This is a genomic window from Rhizobium sp. BK098 (genome assembly GCF_014193155.1).
GTDB lineage: Bacteria > Pseudomonadota > Alphaproteobacteria > Rhizobiales > Rhizobiaceae > Rhizobium.
The window spans coordinates 1-14,931 of record NZ_JACHYY010000001.1; the positions used below are offsets into that span (position 1 = coordinate 1).

The following is a 14,931-nucleotide window of genomic DNA, read 5'->3' on the forward strand; positions in this document are numbered from 1 at the left end:
CCAATCCCTTGACCAAAGCCTGATCAGAAAACCATATTTAAACGTGGCTCACTTCTCGGTGGAAAAACCGGCTCTGTTCCGCGTGAAAACCAACATTGAAGTCCAGATCGCCGGTCAAAAGAAAGCCGCTGTCCATGTTGCGTCGGAAGGCATGGGTAAGCATGTCAACCGCAATAAGAACGTCGACTTTCTTCTGTTCGTTCCCTTTCTTCTTTCGATAACGCGCATCGCCGGTGTAAACATGCAAGCCATTGACGCGTGAAGCCGCCGACAGCTCTTCATTGATAAAGCTAGATCGTCCGGCGTAGTCCTCGTCGGTCTCACCATGCAGTCTTACGGGTACCGCGTCGTATAGAAAGACCTTCGTATAATCACCTCGGAGACGCTTGTAATCGATCTCGAATTTTTGGCCGCTGAATAGCCTTTGAGCGGTCTGCTCTAAGTGCGCTCGCAACGAGCCGGCATCGACGAAAAAATAGGTTACCTGATGTTTCACATTGGCCGTTGAAAAGGACATATTGGGAATCCGTCATCTTAGCTTGCTGCGAGATACGCTATCCTTCTTATAATAAGTTGAGGCCTTGAAGGTAAATCCACCGATAGGTCATGGGCAAACCTCGGGCGAGGAGCGGAAAATCTGTAAGCGCCGACGTCATAGGCATTTCGCAAGGTCTGCCGGTGGTTTTCCCTCCAGGGCAAACCTCAAATTGGTTTTGGTGCGCCGTAGATGTTCGAAATCGGATTGTCGCCCACTCGGACGGGCCGAGGCTACTCTTAGGGTTTTCAATGATTTGAATGTCTATAAGACGATTTTAAAGCGGATTTGAGGGCGGTGCTGAAATTTCGCGTTTCCGGCGCGCTACCGGCGCTATTTTCGGCTTTTTGCTGCCGCGCGCTGTCAAATCTTACCTCGCGCGATTTTCCCGCACATACGGCGAAAGCCCTTGTTTTTCTGAGCTTTATCAATCAATCCCGCATATTCCCGGTTAATCCCGAATATTCCGGTTACTGGTGGCGGACAACAATCATGCAGCTGTTGGCCGATTGCATCGAGCCGATCGATGGTTTCCTGGTTCATAGCCGTCTCCTTCACAGGTCAATTCGGCAGGGGTGCATATGCCAATGCATGGTGCGGCTTATTTGTTCCGGGCGAACCTTATCGACGCGCGGTAACTGTAACCGGTATACCGCCCAACTTTGACGGGGAGCTATTTCGGATATTCATCCGGACGCCCATAGGAGTTGTGGGCGAGAGTGCCCTCACGCAAACTCGACGCCCATGCTGTTGATTTTGCGCCAGCGTACTGCACATGCCATCAATCTCTCGTCCGAAAGTTGCAGGTCGAAGGTGTTGGGTGCTGCGAGAGGATTTTCGATTTGGATCAGGGCGCCGGTATCGGACAAGTTTCGCACGAGGCAATCGAAGACCGAATGTCCATCGTTGAAGATAATTTTTGCGCCGAGAAGCGTTCGCTTTCGGGTCGCTACCCGGCCTTCGGGTGAGAATGCCGTCATGGGATTGGCTCCTTGACTTTTGTTTTTGCTAATATGGCATGTTCTAATATCCAAGAGATTAAAGAGAACCCGCAAATTGAGCACTTTCCACTTACTAGGGTGGTCGGGAGGCTAGTCCAAGTGTTGGGTGAATGCCCGTCGGTCGGAGCTTGGCGCAGCCGGAATGCATTGGCACTTCCCCATTCCCGAGAGGCCATCCTTCGGCACGCTTTCCGTTGAAAATATCTCGGCAGAGCCGGATGGACGACGTCGCCGGCGAACAACCCGCCGTCATTTGCGTTGTATTTTCAAATGGCCCATGGAAATCCACGCGACATATCTTGCAAGACGAAACCTGCTCTGGCACCGTGCTGCCATAGGGGATCGGGATTTTCAATGAAACTGTTTTTGGCGGCGGCCACCATGCTGGTGGGCGCCAGTTCCGCGATGGCGGCAGACGATGCCGTGAACAATGCGTTCCGGGTCTGCAAGATGATCGACAATACCGGCTTGTTTACAGCGCCGTGCCAGGTGTCCAGCCGCAGGTACGCCGTCATGGTGACAATAGATCTGCCGAGCGCCGACGCCAGAAAGGCCTGCGCGCAGATTACCGGCGTGGTTTCGTCAAAGGGGCTCCATTTCCCTGGAGGAGAATGGACCGTGCAGATCAAGTCACCCACCAGCGGCGACAAATCCATCGCATTTTGCAGATTGCCGAAATAGAGCAACTCCAGGAAAACTGATTAAAGGTTTTCCGTCCGGAACCGCGAAAAAACAAAGAGATAGAGTGTTCTCGCGATTCAAGAAAAAGCGGAGGGGCTCTAACGTCGTCAGGCCGAGGCGTTCAGTTCCTCTTCGGCATAGGTAAGCTGCAGTTCAATCTGCACCGCATGCATGAAGAGGCCTGCTTGCCGCGAGATTTCGCCGTCTTCCACTCCCTGTTCGCGCAAGGCGTTGGCAAAGATTGCCATTTCCGAACGCCAGAAGCGGTTTGCCGCTTCGCCATTTAGCTGCTGAAGGGCTGCGGCACACCGCCTGACATCACTGGTACGCCTGTCGGCCGGGAATGGTAGAAGCGACATATTCTCTCCGTCTTTGGCAGGGCGAATCGCCTGCCTCTGTTGGCAAGATCGCCGGCACTCGTTCACAAAAAGTGAATAATGTCAGAGAGATCCCGCATGCCGCGGGAAGGGCGGGATGATTTCATTGCATGACGGATATGCCAGCCTCCCGTGCAGCCTTGATCAAGGCCTCCCTTACGGCTTCGGCTGGGACGGCACCAAGCATCGCTTCGAGGCAGATCCGCACTGCCGCGACATATTCCTCGCCATTTTCCACCGGCCAATATTCCAGCAGCAACTCCGCCGCCTGATGCACTGAATTGATACGGCGGGTTCCGCCGTTCTCTCCCATGACAAGCGTGATAGCCGGAAATGGGCGTAAAGTGTTTCGTTTCAAAACGTATTACCTCCGAAACATTCATGCTTCGGTAAGACTGCAAGAAGCGTTCCGGACCGTAAGTCTTGCCCGACGCCTTCGCATTTGGGCCGCCATCAAAGCTCCGCGAAAACCGCGAGGATCTGACAGCGGTTTGAGAATGGATTGAACGTCGCGAGAGCTCTAATCCAATACGTTCGCTTCCACGCAGGCTGCGATGAACATCTTCCTGGCTTTATCACTCAGCAGGGGATCGATATCGGCTTGGAGGCAGAGGCTTCGGGCGGAATCATATTTTTCGCCTCTGATGGCCGGCCAACGGAAAAGAAGGTGATTGTGGGCTTCCCTAGGGCTTCGGACGGCCTCGGGCATTCCATAGCCGATGCGCAAATAGACTGGCTCGTGCCAGCGGCCATCGCCGGCACTAAAAATACTGGTCATTTCGATGATGCTCCGAAATTGCATCCCCCAACTCCTGCCGGGGCAAAAAGTTTCGCAATATCCGGAAAATTAGTCATTCTGCGCGGGAAAGCGGTCCGATCATACGGCAATAACCGGGAGGACGGTCATCCGCGACAGTGCCGCGATTGGTGCGCCCAGTCGCGCCGGCTGGTTCGCTGAACCATTCCATAACGAGACATGCGGCATGTCCCGTCCCCGAATGGATGAAAGAGGGCGATCGTTTTTACTGAACGACCGGCATTTCCAGAGGGACGCCAGCCTCGGATGCCGCGGCGACAAAGCTGTTGCGGGCCTCCAGTGATTGTCCCTGACCTCTTTCGACGTCGGCACAGATTTGCAGTGCCATCATGAACGCCCTGCCCTCCGCGACGGGCCATGCGTTCAGCAGCATGTTCAGTGCTTCTTTCGTGTTTGCGACCGTATAGACTTTTCCGGTACGCTTGCAGATGACCATGATGGGATTATTCCAGTCTTTATTATTCATGGCACGGGGCTCCGATCCGACGCGGCCGCAATTAACGCTACGGTGCGTGAAATCTCAAGTTAATTTCAAGACCATATCTGGAGCAGTCCGGAATTGTTTCAATCGCCGGGAAATCAATTCGAGTGCCAGCGTGATCAACTTTCGAACCGTAACTTTCGATAGGGTGTTTTTCACAGAAAATCATCGCACGGAGATTACATGCGCGGGGCAATGAGGTCATAAAAGACTTGTCGCGCGGCATGAGCGGGAGAGGATGATGGGAAGCTTTGCGGAGATCAGGGAGCGCGCCGAGAAGCGCAAGGGCGGCGCCGATGGACTGAGGGCGCTGATGCCCAGAATGCCGAACCATGAAGCGCTGCGTACGCTGCCCGACGATCGGATATTGTCGGAAATGACGCGCTACATCTTCTATGCGGGTTTCGTGCGCAACGTCATCGATTCGAAATGGACGGGCTTCGAAGCCGCTTTCTCCGGCTTCGATCCCGCCTTCCTCAATCTCGCACCGGACGATTACTGGCATGATCTGACCTCCGATGTCCGGGTCATCCGCAATGGCGCCAAAATCATGTCGGTCAGGGCCAATGCGCAGTTTGTCCGCCGGCTTGCCGACGAGCATGGCAGCGCCGGCCGCTTCTTCGCCGATTGGCCGATGGACGATCAGATCGGCCTGCTGGCTGTTCTGGACAAGCAGGGCAACCGGCTCGGCGGTATGACCGGACAATATCTGCTGCGCGCAATCGGTCGCGACAGCTTCGTCATGAGCCATGACGTTCTCGTCTGCCTGCGGCTTGCAGGCGTGCCCGTTTCGGAAAGCAAGCCCACCAAGAAGGATCTGCGGCTGATCCAGGATCAGTTCAATGCCTGGCACGCGGAGACGGGCCTGCCGCTCACCCATCTCTCGCGCATTTGCGCCTTCTCTGTCGGAATGCCAGGGGAGGAGGACGAGGCCTGATTGATCTCATCCATCGAATGATATTGGATCGCCTCGGGATACAGGAGGAGCAGAATGACGACCGACAGCAGACCCTTGGCCATCAGCGCGCCGGAGCCGCGTTCGCTTGCGCTTATCTTCACCAAGGATGCGATGTCGCTCCTTCATTCGAAATATCGCATCGTCGAAGTGGATGCGGATGATATCGGCGGGTTGGGTGACGATGTGCTCGGCGAGGCGCGCTATATCATCGGCCAGCCGCCCTTATCGAAGGAGACGCTCGACCGCATGACGCAGCTGCGCTGCATTCTGAATGTCGAGAGCAACCTCATCAACAATATGCCCTATGAAGTGCTCTTTGAACGCGGCATCCATGTCGTCACCACAGGTCTCGTCTTTGCCGAACCGGTTGCCGAAATCGGCCTTGGGTTTGCGCTAAGCCTGGCGCGCGGCATCGCCGATGCCGATCTTGATTTCCGCGAGGGCAGGGAGCTTTGGGGCGGCGATGGCAATGCCAGCGCCCGGCTGCTTTCGGGCAGCGATATCGGTATCGTCGGTTTCGGCGATCTCGGTAAGGCGCTGAACCGGGTTCTCTCCGGCTTCCGTGCCAATATCAGGGTGTTCGATCCCTGGATGCCGCCATCGATCCTGAGAGAGCATGGCGTGCAGCCCGCCAGGCTGGACGAGGTGCTGTCCGCCAGCGATTTCGTCTTCGTTGTTGCCTCCGTCACCAGCGAGAACAAGGGTTTTCTCGGCGCTGAGGCTTTCGCGAGGATGCGCAAGGGTGCAGCCTTCATCCTGCTCAGCCGGGCCGATGTCGTCGATTTCGATGCGCTGATGGCGGCGGTCGCATCCGGCCATATCGTGGCCGCGAGCGACGTCTATCCTGAGGAGCCGCTCGGCCTCGATCACCCCGTGCGCAAGCTCAAGGGCTTTCTGCGCTCGGCCCATCGTGCCGGCGCGCTCAACAGCGCCTTCAAGAAAATGGGCGACATGGTGCTGGAGGATATGGATCTGATGGATCGCGGCCTGCCGCCGATGCGCTGCAAGCGGGCCGAACGGGAAACGGTGTCGCGCATGCGTTCAAAGCCGGTGACGCGCAACTGACGGTGGTCGCACGAGGCATGAAACGGCAGGTGCATTTCCGAGTCGACTCATCTATCTCTCCCCCATAGCGTGCAGGTGGGGATATCGATGGCAAACCGGGAAATCGACATAGCATCCGTGGCGAACAAGGGTCGCGTTACGGCATTCATCGGCATCATCGCCGTGATAGCCGTGCTGATGCTCGTCTTCAGTTCGTGGTACACGATTGATCAGGGCGAGCGCGGCGTCATCCTGCGCACCGGTGCCATGGTCGGCACGGCGGAACCGGGCTTGCATTTCAAGTTGCCCTGGATCGAGACCGTCGTCAAAATCCCGGTGACCCAGCAGGTCACCTATTGGACCTGCCAGAACGGCTCGAACTGTCAGGCCAACGAGCATCAACAGATGCAGGCCTATTCGCAGGATCAGCAGCCGGCGGATATGCGCGTCACCATCTCCTGGCATGTGCCGGCGGATGCCGTGGAACATGTCTATTCGGAGTTCGGTTCGCTCGGCAATCTGGAATCACGGCTGATCGCACGGCGGGCTCCTCAGGATGTAAAGACCGTATTCGGCAAATTCACCGCCGCCTCCGTCATCCAGAACCGGGCGCAGTTCAACACCGACGTCCAGGCGGCGATCGAGGCAGGCATTCAGGGTCCGGTACAGATCGACAGCGTGCAAGTCGAGAATATCGATTTTTCGGATGCCTATGAGAACAGCATCGAGCAGCGCATGCTGGCGGAAGTCGAGGTGCAGAAGCTGCGGCAGAATGCGGAGCGCGAGAAGGTGCAGGCGCAGATCACCGTAACACAGGCCCAGGCCGCAGCGGACGCCCGTCGCGCCGATGCGCAGGCCCAGGCCGACGCCGTGAAGCTGCAGGCGGAAGCCGAGGCCGAAGCGATCCAGCTCCGCGGCGACGCCGAAGCGAAGGCAATCAAGGCCCGGGGCGATGCATTGCGCGACAATCCGAACCTGATTTTCCTCACCCAGGCGGAAAAGTGGAATGGTCAATTGCCAACCACCATGCTGCCAAACGCTTCGGTGCCGATGCTTAATCTCGATCAGCGCCAGAGCCCCGCCACGTCGGCGGAGCATGAATAGCATCGATTGCGCGTGATCAGGGAGCCGAGCTAGCGGCGGTCGAGCCGGTTGGCTAAGCGATCACCCAGCCATTGCATGCCGCAGACCAGAATGATCAGCACGATGACGACGGCGATCATGACGCCGGTTTCGAAGCGCTGATAGCCGTAGCGGATCGCAAGGTCGCCGAGGCCGCCGCCGCCGATGGTACCCGCCATTGCCGAAGCCCCGATCAGAGTCACCAGCGTCACCGTGAAGCCGGCGACGATGCCGGGCATGGCCTCGGGTACCAGTACTTCGCGGATGATCGTCCAGCGATTGCCGCCCATGGCGCGCACCGCATCGATCAAGCCGCGATCAACTTCACGCAGCGAGACCTCGGCGATACGGGCATAATAAGGGATCGCGGCGATGGTCAGCGGCACGATCGCCGCCGTCGTGCCGAGCGCCGTGCCGACGATCAGCCGTGTCAGCGGGATGAGGGCAATCAGCAGGATGACGAAAGGCACGGCGCGGAAGCCGTTGACGAGCGCGGCAAGGACGCTGTTGATCGCAGGCTGCTCGGCAATGCCGCCGCGACCGGTGACGACGAGGGCGAGGCCGAGCGGCAGGCCGATGACCAGGGAAAGGAGGCCGGACGCAGCCGTCATCCAAATCGTCTCCCAGAAGGAGCGCCAAAGCAGGCCGAGGATCACATCAGTTGTCATAGCCTAAAACCTCCACCCGGGCGGAGCGGGCTTTCAGAAAATCGCTGACCTGCGCCGGCAGATCCGGATCGCGCGTCGGGACGGCGACGAAGAAACGGGCAACGGGTTGGTTCTGGATGTGGTCGATGCCACCGTGAACCAGGCGAAAAGAGCGCGGCAGGGCAGCCGAGAGTTCTGCAAACAGTGCCCCTTGCGCGGCCGGACCGGCAAGATCGACGCTGAGGATCGCTTCGACGCCTGACGTCGGCGACAGGCGGGCGGCGATGTGCTCGGGAAGCTGCGGGCGGATGCCGCCGAGCAGGCTTGCCGTGATCTCCGTTTCGGGGTTGGCGAAGACCGTCCATACGGAGCCTTCCTCGACGATCCGTCCGGCATCGATGACCGCGACTCGGTCTGCGATCGAGCGCACCACTTCCATCTCGTGGGTGATGAGTAGGATCGTCAGGCCGAGCTTGCGATTGATATCCTTCAGCAGTGCGAGGATCGACCGCGTCGTTTCCGGATCGAGCGCCGACGTTGCTTCGTCCGACAGCAGAAGCGCCGGGCGGGCAGCTAGTGCGCGGGCAATACCGACACGCTGTTTCTGGCCGCCGGAGAGGGCGGCGGGATAGGCTTTTGCCTTATCGGCGAGGCCGACAAGATCAAGCAGCTCGCGCGCCCGTTGCAGCCGTTCGGCCTTGGCCACCCCCTCGATCTTCAGCGGTAGGGCGATGTTTTCCTCGACGGTCTTTGTGGACAACAGATTGAAATGCTGGAAGACCATGCCGATGCGGCGACGCAGCGGCTGCAGTTCCTTTTCCGAGAGGCGTGCGATGTCGCGGCCCTCGATATGGATCTCGCCGCTATCGGCGCGCTCCAGCCCGTTCAGGCAGCGGATCAGTGTCGATTTGCCGGCGCCGCTGCGGCCGATGATGCCGACGATCTCGCCACGGCGCGCGGTCAGTGAAATTCCATCAAGCGCAGGCGTCGTGCCGAACCGGCGGCGGACATCGACCAGGCGGACGATTTCGTCGCCCACCGCTCGTTCGGGCGGCGCCTGTCCGTCGATTGATGTGGCCGGGATGAAGGAATTCATGTCTGCTTCCCAATCTTCTTTTTGCGTTCGGCGCGGGTTGAGCGTGGCTTTAAACATCAAAGGCGGCCCGGGCAAGATACCCCGGCCGCCTCGCCGCTCAGCGCGGTCCCCGCGCCGTCCTGACATCAATAGGCGCTGATGCCCGTTCCCTTGTAAACCTTGTCGAACTCTGCCTTGACGGCGTCATTCTGGTAAGCCGCAACCAGCGTCTTAACCCAGGCCTCGTTCTCGCTGCCCTGCTTAACGGCGATAAAGTTGCGGTAGGGGTTGCCGTCGATCGGCTCCTGCGCAATGCGATCCTTCGGGGTCAGGCCGCTCTTCAGCGCCCAGTCGGTGTTGACGACGGCTGCGTCCAGGTCGTCGATCGAGCGGCCGACGATGCCGGCGTCCAGTTCCTTGATCTCGACGTTCTTGGGGTTTTCAACGATGTCGGCGGTTGTGGCGAGAATGCCGGTGCCATCCTTGAGCTTGATCACGCCTTCGTTCTGCAGCACACGCAGTGCACGGCCCTCGTTGGACGGATCGTTCGGTACGCCGATGACCGCACCCTTCGGAAGCTCTGCCACGGTCTTGTATTTCTTGGTGTAGAGGCCGATCGGCCAGACGCCGGTATAGCCGACGCTGACGATGTGGTAGCCGTGCTGCTTGATCTGATTGTCGAGGTAAGGCTTGTGCTGGAAAGCGTTGGCATCGATTTCGCCGCGCTCGAGGGCTTCGTTCGGCTGGGTGTAGTCGTTGAAGACGACCGTCTCGATCTTCAATCCTTTCTTGGCGGCTTCAGCAGTCACGACACGCCAGACATCTTCGTCTTCACCGCTGATGATGCCGACCTTGATTGTCTTGTCTGCCGCCAAAGATGGCGTAGAAGTCGCCGTCCAGCCGAAAACGGCGACAGCAGAGGCGAGGATGGCAGCAAGGCCGGCGCGGCGGGAAAGGCGCAGCGCGTCGAAACCTCTAGAGAGCTTTTCAGTCATGGGAAATCCTGTTCCTGATGATCGAGACCAATATCTCGTTGACGGCTTAATCATCTCAGACGCGTGTTCGCGCTGCCAAGCAGGATCATGCGTTGTGCGCCGCACTTCTGAAAAACTCTTTTCAGTGCGGTGCAAAGCGCAAACTAATTTTCTATAAATATTGTAGATTATTTATGCGGCAAATGAGATTTTGCCTGAAAAATGTGCAGATTAACGATGGATCGGGTCCTTCCAGAGGACTTCTTCCGGTTTTTCCACCGGTTCGATATCCAGATTGACAACGACCGGTTCCTGCCCGGATCGAACGAGAACACATTCCAGCGTTTCATCGCGGCTGGCATTGATTTCCTGATGCGGCACGTAGGGCGGCACGAAGATGAAATCGCCGGGGCCGGCTTCGGCGACGAATTCGAGGTTGTCACCCCAGCGCATCCGGGCCTTGCCCTTAACGACGTAGATGATGCTTTCGAGGTCGCCGTGATGGTGAGCGCCGGTCTTGGCATTGGCGTGGATCGTCACGGTTCCCGCCCAGATCTTTTCAGCGCCGGCGCGCGCATGATTGATCGCGGTCGCGCGGTTCATGCCGGGGGTTTGTGCGGTATTCGGATCCAGCGCATTGCCGGGAATGATCTTGATGCCGTGTTCGCGCCAATCGATGGGCTGAGGGTCGTGATCGTGCCCGTCGTGATGCTGATGTTCATGATCGCCGCACATGGCGTTCCCTTTGCTCTTGGGAGAGAGATTCGCGCGCCTTTCCTCGGCACCCGGTAATTTCATACTACGCGAAGTCATTCAAAAATAAAGAGAATTGCAGAAAATTCTTAAAGAGGCTTTTCAAGTCGAGATTAATCTATAGACTTGATCAAGTTAAATGACCGGTGGGAACATTTCGTGTGTGTCCCGCGTTGCGCCGGTCACGAGATGGTTTGCCGCGCCACGCCCCGTTCTTCCGGCGCGCCAAGCTGACGAAGCAGCGCTTGGGTCTCGGAGGAGAGACCATCCAATTTCATACATGCGCCGGACTTCCAATTGAAAGGAGACAGACATGTCGAATGCCTTGCCGCCCCTTCATGAGGGTCATGCACCCATCACCCTTCAGCAGCTCTTCCGCGAAGCGCTCTATGCCTTCGAGGAATGGGACAGCGAAGTAACCGAACCGATCGTGACGTTCGAAGGACGCATCCATCCCATCAGCGTTGTGTTCGAAGCGATGCGCGAATGCACAGACATTGTGCCCAACAACATTGTCTCGGCCGTAACCGAGCGGCTAACCAAGCCCTGGGAGGGCGAAGGCCCGCTTGACACGATGACCTTTTCGACGGCTGCCCGCGTGATGGGCGTTCTCGTTCGCAAAAGGCTGCTCGCCGTGAATAACGGACTCAACGTTGCCGCCCTTGCTGCAGACGCTCAGACGACGGAAAAATCCGATCGCTGAAAAGCGAAAGACCGTTTAAGGAAGGCCCGCCGGCACGCCCGCGGGCCTTCTGCATTTTCAGCGTTTGCGGACATCGAATTCCGGATCGACAGGGATCTGCATCGCCGTGACCAGATGGTTCGTTTGTCCGGCAAGGCCGATCACCGCCAGCAGCTCCGCATGCTGGGCATCGGTCATCCCTTTCGCCTTCGCGGCAGCCGTATGGGAATGGATGCAATAGCTGCAGCCATTGGCAGTGGAGACGGCAATGTAGATCATCTCGCGCACCAGCGGATCGAGCGCGCCTTCCGTCATCATGACAGCTTTCAGCCCTTCCCAGGTGCGCTTCAGCAGTGCCGGGTCGTTCGCCAGGCCGCGCCAGAAATTATTGACGAAATCGGATTTTCTCACTGCGCGAATATCGTCGAACACCGCCTTCACGGCCGGGATCGCCTCTGCCTCCGCATCATCGAGCAATTTAACCGTTGCCATTCCCTGCATCTCCTTCAGCAAATCCATTTGGGTCGGACAATAGCGCATTTTGTGGCGCTGGCGGCAGCATAGAGCCCGAATTCATGCTGTCTTTTCGATTGCAAAAATCATGCATATGTGAAAAAACTATTCACATAAGAAAATAAGGGCTCTCTGCAGAAACGACGGCAGGGTTAGGAGGAGAGGCGCTTTGAGGACGCATCCGCCTATCCGCATCGAGAGGTGATTGCTGAAATTCGAATATGCAGCTCGCATAATGTGGCCCTCTGGGAGGAGTTCGACCTCGGGTTAGAGGTTGAGAGGTCGCGATGGATTTAGAAGGAGTTTTCCAATGACGCGCATCACCAATCTTCGCGTTTTCGATTTGCGCTTCCCGACATCGCAGAGCCTCGATGGTTCGGACGCGATGAATCCGGATCCGGATTATTCGGCAGCTTATGTCATCCTCGACACCGACAAGCCGGGCCTTGCCGGCCACGGCCTGACCTTCACCATCGGCCGCGGCAATGACATCTGCTGCATGGCAATCGAGGCGATGCGGCATCTGGTCGTCGGCACCGAACTTGCGACGGTTCTGGAAAACCCCGGCAAATACTGGCGGCATCTGACCAGCGACAGCCAGCTGCGCTGGATCGGCCCGGAGAAGGGGGCGATGCATCTGGCAACCGGCGCTGTCGTCAATGCCGTCTGGGATCTGCTCGCGAAGGAGGCCGGCAAGCCGGTCTGGCGGCTGGTTTCGGAGATGAATGCCGAACAGATCGCCGATATCGTCGACTATCGTTACCTGACCGATGTGCTGACCCGCGACGAGGCCGTTGCCATCCTGAAGAAGGCGGAAGCCGGCAAGGCCGCCCGCATCGCCACGCTCGAGCGCGAGGGCTACGCCTGCTACACGACATCAGCCGGCTGGCTCGGTTACGACGATGCCAAGCTGCGCCGCCTGTGCCAGGAGGCGATCGATGCCGGCTTCAACCATGTGAAGATGAAGGTCGGCCGTGATCTCGAAGACGATATTCGCCGTCTCACCATTGCCCGCGAGGTGATCGGCCCCGATCGTTACCTGATGATCGACGCCAACCAGGTCTGGGAAGTCAATCAGGCGATCGACTGGGTGAAGAAGCTCGCCTTCGCCAAGCCCTTCTTCATCGAAGAACCCACAAGCCCGGATGACGTTGCCGGACACCGCAAGATTCGTGAAGCCATTGGTCCGGTAAAGGTCGCGACAGGCGAGATGTGCCAGAACCGCATCATGTTCAAGCAGTTCATCGCCGAGGGCGCGATCGACATCGTGCAGATCGATTCCTGCCGCATGGGCGGTCTCAACGAAGTGCTGGCGGTGCTGCTGATCGCCGCCAAGTATGGGTTGCCGGTCTGGCCGCATGCCGGCGGCGTCGGCCTTTGCGAATATGTGCAGCATCTGTCGATGATCGACTATATCGCCGTATCCGGCACCAAGGACGGCCGCGTCATCGAATATGTCGATCACCTGCACGAGCATTTCATCGACCCCTGCATCATCCGCGACGCCGCCTACATGCCGCCGGGCTTGCCGGGCTTCTCGATCGAGATGAAGCCGGAATCGATCGCGGAATATACGTTCGGGGGTTGAGCCCCAACTGTATTCGTCAACGCAAAAGCCCGCCAGATCGCGGGCTTTTGTCTTTCTGCTCAAGAGGTCGGTTTCAGGCGGACTTGTTGAGCCACTCTTGAATGACCGGCACATCGGCATCGTCAAACTCATGACCGGCGGGAACGGTTGCAAGTTCGACCTTTGCGTCGCCATCGCGCAGGCGTTCGGCCAATGGCTGAGCGTATGGGCCATACAGATCCTTCTCGCCGGCGACCACCAGCACATTGGCATCCGACATATCAGCCGCCGGCGGATTTTTGAGCACGGCCATAGAGCGCAGCAGCACGGTGCGGCGGATGAGATGCGGGTGCAGCGACAGCATGGCGTTCAGCAGGTTGGCGCCGTTCGAATAGCCGATATAGACGATGCGATCTGGATCGAGGCCATAGGCATGGATCGCGCCGTCGATGAAGGCAGCAAAGGCTTCGGCCTCGCTGGCGATATCCGCCTGATCGAAGGACATCGGCCCATTGCGGCGGAACCAGCGCGGCGCTCCTTCCTCCAGCGCACGGCCACGCACGCTGAGCAAGGTCGCATTGGGATCGATCTCGTGACCAAGCGGCAGCATTGTCGTTTCGTTGGCGCCGGAACCGTGCAGCAGAATGAAGACATTGCCGTTCGGCTCATCGGGCGTGAAGAAACGATGGATGAAGGGCAGGTCGCGATAGATGACGCGCGGCTCTCCGGGCATGGAGAACTGCGGCAGGATCACGTTCAGCTCGGCCAAAAGCTTGGGACTGTCGCCGGGAGCGAAGAGGCGCGTGCCGAGCGCTGGTTCGTCCTCGTCGATCAACATGCCAGGCGCATCCGTGGCGAGTTCGAACAGGATCTGGCCAGGTTCGCGGACATAGAGCGAGCGGAAATATTTGCGGTCATGCATCGTCGTTGGCCCGGAATCGATCGCCTGCAGGGCGGTGTGGACCGACTGCAATTCCGCATCGTCGGCGGCGCGAAAGGCGACATGATCGACGGTACCCGTACCCGGGGCGCTCGCCCAGAAGCCGCGGGCATCGCGGATGTCGAGGATATCGCCAGGCTCCGAGACGAGTCGGCTGATCGCCCCGCTGGTAGTAAGCGGCCGGTAGTCGAAATGGTCGACCAAAATGGCCTGCGTCTCCTCGGGCGTTTCGCTGAATAGCGTCGCGCCGCGGATACGGCGGATCGCGTGCTCCTGCGGAATGGTGTCGATTGCCCATGGAGCCGCCGCCTGTAGCGTGTTTGTTCCCACTAGTTTGACAATGACGCCATCCGGGTCCTTCAACCTCAGGACCGGCTCACCGAATTCCTCCGATGGGCCTTCCGGTTTGAGGCCGGCACTCAGGGCACGCGTCAGCCAGAAACCGATGCTGGCGGGATCGATGGCGAGAGAGATTTCGCCGATCTGCCCGACGCCGGCGCGGCCGGGCGAACCATCCTCCCAGACAAGGAAAGTAATCAGCGAGCCGGGCGAGCCCTTGGCGTCGCCATAGAGGAGATGAAGCTGGGTGGCGTCTTCAAAGCCGCCGGTGCGCTTGACTAGGCGCAGGCCGAGGAAGCCGACGTAGAAATCGACATTCGCCTGGACCTTGCGGGTGATCAGCGTGATGTGATGGATGCCGGCGACCATGGGATGCTCCAGATTGTTATTCGTTCTGGTCGCTATTTAGGTCGCCGCCACTGTTC

Annotated in this window: 19 protein-coding genes; 6 read left to right on the forward strand and 13 right to left on the reverse strand. The window is 58.5% G+C overall.

The features are described from left to right. Positions 1-37: 37 nt before the first annotated feature. From FHT73_RS00005 to FHT73_RS00030, 6 genes are all read right to left on the reverse strand, one after another. Positions 38-517, reverse strand: a complete 480-nt coding sequence (locus FHT73_RS00005) for an NYN domain-containing protein (protein WP_183709127.1) — start codon at positions 515-517, stop codon at positions 38-40. Between the two features lie 381 nt (positions 518-898). Further along, entirely contained in the window at positions 899-1,078 is a 180-nt protein-coding gene (locus tag FHT73_RS00010) for a hypothetical protein (protein WP_183709129.1), read from the reverse strand. Positions 1,079-1,260: 182 nt separating this feature from the next. Next, positions 1,261-1,515: a PilZ domain-containing protein gene (locus FHT73_RS00015; RefSeq protein WP_183709131.1), complete on the reverse strand. Its 255-nt coding sequence runs from the start codon at positions 1,513-1,515 to the stop codon at positions 1,261-1,263. A 287-nt stretch (positions 1,516-1,802) separates the two neighbouring features. Next, entirely contained in the window at positions 1,803-2,192 is a 390-nt protein-coding gene (locus tag FHT73_RS00020) for a hypothetical protein (protein WP_183709133.1), read from the reverse strand. A 132-nt stretch (positions 2,193-2,324) separates the two neighbouring features. After that, on the reverse strand, positions 2,325-2,576 hold the full coding sequence (locus tag FHT73_RS00025) for a DUF6074 family protein (RefSeq protein ID WP_183709135.1): 252 nt from the start codon (positions 2,574-2,576) through the stop codon (positions 2,325-2,327). A gap of 121 nt (positions 2,577-2,697) precedes the next feature. Further along, positions 2,698-2,952, reverse strand: a complete 255-nt coding sequence (locus tag FHT73_RS00030) for a DUF982 domain-containing protein (RefSeq protein ID WP_112335012.1) — start codon at positions 2,950-2,952, stop codon at positions 2,698-2,700. Between the two features lie 144 nt (positions 2,953-3,096). Here FHT73_RS00030 and FHT73_RS29390 point away from each other — a divergent pair, with 144 nt between their 5' ends. Further along, the gene (locus tag FHT73_RS29390) at positions 3,097-3,552 is read left to right on the forward strand and encodes a hypothetical protein (protein ID WP_246778822.1); all 456 of its coding nucleotides are present in this window, start codon (positions 3,097-3,099) and stop codon (positions 3,550-3,552) included. A gap of 64 nt (positions 3,553-3,616) precedes the next feature. Here FHT73_RS29390 and FHT73_RS00040 read toward each other — a convergent pair whose 3' ends face one another. Continuing rightward, positions 3,617-3,877, reverse strand: a complete 261-nt coding sequence (locus tag FHT73_RS00040) for a DUF982 domain-containing protein (protein ID WP_183709136.1) — start codon at positions 3,875-3,877, stop codon at positions 3,617-3,619. Positions 3,878-4,133: 256 nt separating this feature from the next. Here FHT73_RS00040 and FHT73_RS00045 point away from each other — a divergent pair, with 256 nt between their 5' ends. From FHT73_RS00045 to FHT73_RS00055, 3 genes are all read left to right on the forward strand, one after another. Beyond that, on the forward strand, positions 4,134-4,829 hold the full coding sequence (locus tag FHT73_RS00045; protein WP_183709138.1) for a DNA-3-methyladenine glycosylase I: 696 nt from the start codon (positions 4,134-4,136) through the stop codon (positions 4,827-4,829). A 54-nt stretch (positions 4,830-4,883) separates the two neighbouring features. Further along, positions 4,884-5,915 (forward strand): hydroxyacid dehydrogenase, encoded by a 1,032-nt coding sequence (locus tag FHT73_RS00050; RefSeq protein ID WP_183709140.1) that lies wholly within the window; start codon positions 4,884-4,886, stop codon positions 5,913-5,915. An 87-nt stretch (positions 5,916-6,002) separates the two neighbouring features. Continuing rightward, positions 6,003-6,998, forward strand: coding sequence for a prohibitin family protein (locus FHT73_RS00055; protein ID WP_112335007.1), 996 nt, complete (start codon positions 6,003-6,005; stop codon positions 6,996-6,998). A 29-nt stretch (positions 6,999-7,027) separates the two neighbouring features. Here FHT73_RS00055 and FHT73_RS00060 read toward each other — a convergent pair whose 3' ends face one another. The 4 genes from FHT73_RS00060 to FHT73_RS00075 form a co-directional block, all read right to left on the reverse strand. After that, positions 7,028-7,684, reverse strand: coding sequence for a methionine ABC transporter permease (locus FHT73_RS00060; protein WP_015340947.1), 657 nt, complete (start codon positions 7,682-7,684; stop codon positions 7,028-7,030). Next, on the reverse strand, positions 7,674-8,759 hold the full coding sequence (locus tag FHT73_RS00065; protein ID WP_183709142.1) for a methionine ABC transporter ATP-binding protein: 1,086 nt from the start codon (positions 8,757-8,759) through the stop codon (positions 7,674-7,676). Before FHT73_RS00065 ends, FHT73_RS00060 begins: the two co-directional genes overlap by 11 nt. A 125-nt stretch (positions 8,760-8,884) precedes the next feature. After that, on the reverse strand, positions 8,885-9,733 hold the full coding sequence (locus tag FHT73_RS00070) for a MetQ/NlpA family lipoprotein (RefSeq protein ID WP_183709144.1): 849 nt from the start codon (positions 9,731-9,733) through the stop codon (positions 8,885-8,887). A 210-nt stretch (positions 9,734-9,943) separates the two neighbouring features. After that, positions 9,944-10,447: a cupin domain-containing protein gene (locus FHT73_RS00075; RefSeq protein WP_112335003.1), complete on the reverse strand. Its 504-nt coding sequence runs from the start codon at positions 10,445-10,447 to the stop codon at positions 9,944-9,946. A 331-nt stretch (positions 10,448-10,778) separates the two neighbouring features. Here FHT73_RS00075 and FHT73_RS00080 point away from each other — a divergent pair, with 331 nt between their 5' ends. After that, positions 10,779-11,168 (forward strand): hypothetical protein, encoded by a 390-nt coding sequence (locus FHT73_RS00080; protein ID WP_112335002.1) that lies wholly within the window; start codon positions 10,779-10,781, stop codon positions 11,166-11,168. 57 nt (positions 11,169-11,225) lie between these two features. On the opposite strand, the gene FHT73_RS00085 is transcribed toward FHT73_RS00080, so the two are convergent. Beyond that, a complete protein-coding gene (locus FHT73_RS00085; RefSeq protein ID WP_112415381.1) occupies positions 11,226-11,639 on the reverse strand; it encodes a carboxymuconolactone decarboxylase family protein in 414 nt (137 codons plus the stop codon). Positions 11,640-11,970: 331 nt separating this feature from the next. Between FHT73_RS00085 and FHT73_RS00090 the strand changes: the two genes are divergently transcribed. Beyond that, positions 11,971-13,248, forward strand: a complete 1,278-nt coding sequence (locus FHT73_RS00090; RefSeq protein WP_183709146.1) for an L-fuconate dehydratase — start codon at positions 11,971-11,973, stop codon at positions 13,246-13,248. 73 nt (positions 13,249-13,321) lie between these two features. On the opposite strand, the gene FHT73_RS00095 is transcribed toward FHT73_RS00090, so the two are convergent. Then, a complete protein-coding gene (locus FHT73_RS00095; protein ID WP_183709148.1) occupies positions 13,322-14,875 on the reverse strand; it encodes a VOC family protein in 1,554 nt (517 codons plus the stop codon). Positions 14,876-14,931: the final 56 nt, after the last annotated feature.

Coding starts and splice junctions, on each gene's coding strand:
- FHT73_RS00005 (WP_183709127.1), bottom strand. CDS start 517: ATGTCCTTTTCAACGGCCAATGTGAAACATCAGGTAACCTATTTTTTC.
- FHT73_RS00010 (WP_183709129.1), bottom strand. CDS start 1,078: ATGAACCAGGAAACCATCGATCGGCTCGATGCAATCGGCCAACAGCTG.
- FHT73_RS00015 (WP_183709131.1), bottom strand. CDS start 1,515: ATGACGGCATTCTCACCCGAAGGCCGGGTAGCGACCCGAAAGCGAACG.
- FHT73_RS00020 (WP_183709133.1), bottom strand. CDS start 2,192: ATGGATTTGTCGCCGCTGGTGGGTGACTTGATCTGCACGGTCCATTCT.
- FHT73_RS00025 (WP_183709135.1), bottom strand. CDS start 2,576: ATGTCGCTTCTACCATTCCCGGCCGACAGGCGTACCAGTGATGTCAGG.
- FHT73_RS00040 (WP_183709136.1), bottom strand. CDS start 3,877: ATGAATAATAAAGACTGGAATAATCCCATCATGGTCATCTGCAAGCGT.
- FHT73_RS00045 (WP_183709138.1), top strand. CDS start 4,134: ATGGGAAGCTTTGCGGAGATCAGGGAGCGCGCCGAGAAGCGCAAGGGC.
- FHT73_RS00050 (WP_183709140.1), top strand. CDS start 4,884: ATGACGACCGACAGCAGACCCTTGGCCATCAGCGCGCCGGAGCCGCGT.
- FHT73_RS00055 (WP_112335007.1), top strand. CDS start 6,003: ATGGCAAACCGGGAAATCGACATAGCATCCGTGGCGAACAAGGGTCGC.
- FHT73_RS00060 (WP_015340947.1), bottom strand. CDS start 7,684: ATGACAACTGATGTGATCCTCGGCCTGCTTTGGCGCTCCTTCTGGGAG.
- FHT73_RS00065 (WP_183709142.1), bottom strand. CDS start 8,759: ATGAATTCCTTCATCCCGGCCACATCAATCGACGGACAGGCGCCGCCC.
- FHT73_RS00070 (WP_183709144.1), bottom strand. CDS start 9,733: ATGACTGAAAAGCTCTCTAGAGGTTTCGACGCGCTGCGCCTTTCCCGC.
- FHT73_RS00075 (WP_112335003.1), bottom strand. CDS start 10,447: ATGTGCGGCGATCATGAACATCAGCATCACGACGGGCACGATCACGAC.
- FHT73_RS00080 (WP_112335002.1), top strand. CDS start 10,779: ATGTCGAATGCCTTGCCGCCCCTTCATGAGGGTCATGCACCCATCACC.
- FHT73_RS00085 (WP_112415381.1), bottom strand. CDS start 11,639: ATGGCAACGGTTAAATTGCTCGATGATGCGGAGGCAGAGGCGATCCCG.
- FHT73_RS00090 (WP_183709146.1), top strand. CDS start 11,971: ATGACGCGCATCACCAATCTTCGCGTTTTCGATTTGCGCTTCCCGACA.
- FHT73_RS00095 (WP_183709148.1), bottom strand. CDS start 14,875: ATGGTCGCCGGCATCCATCACATCACGCTGATCACCCGCAAGGTCCAG.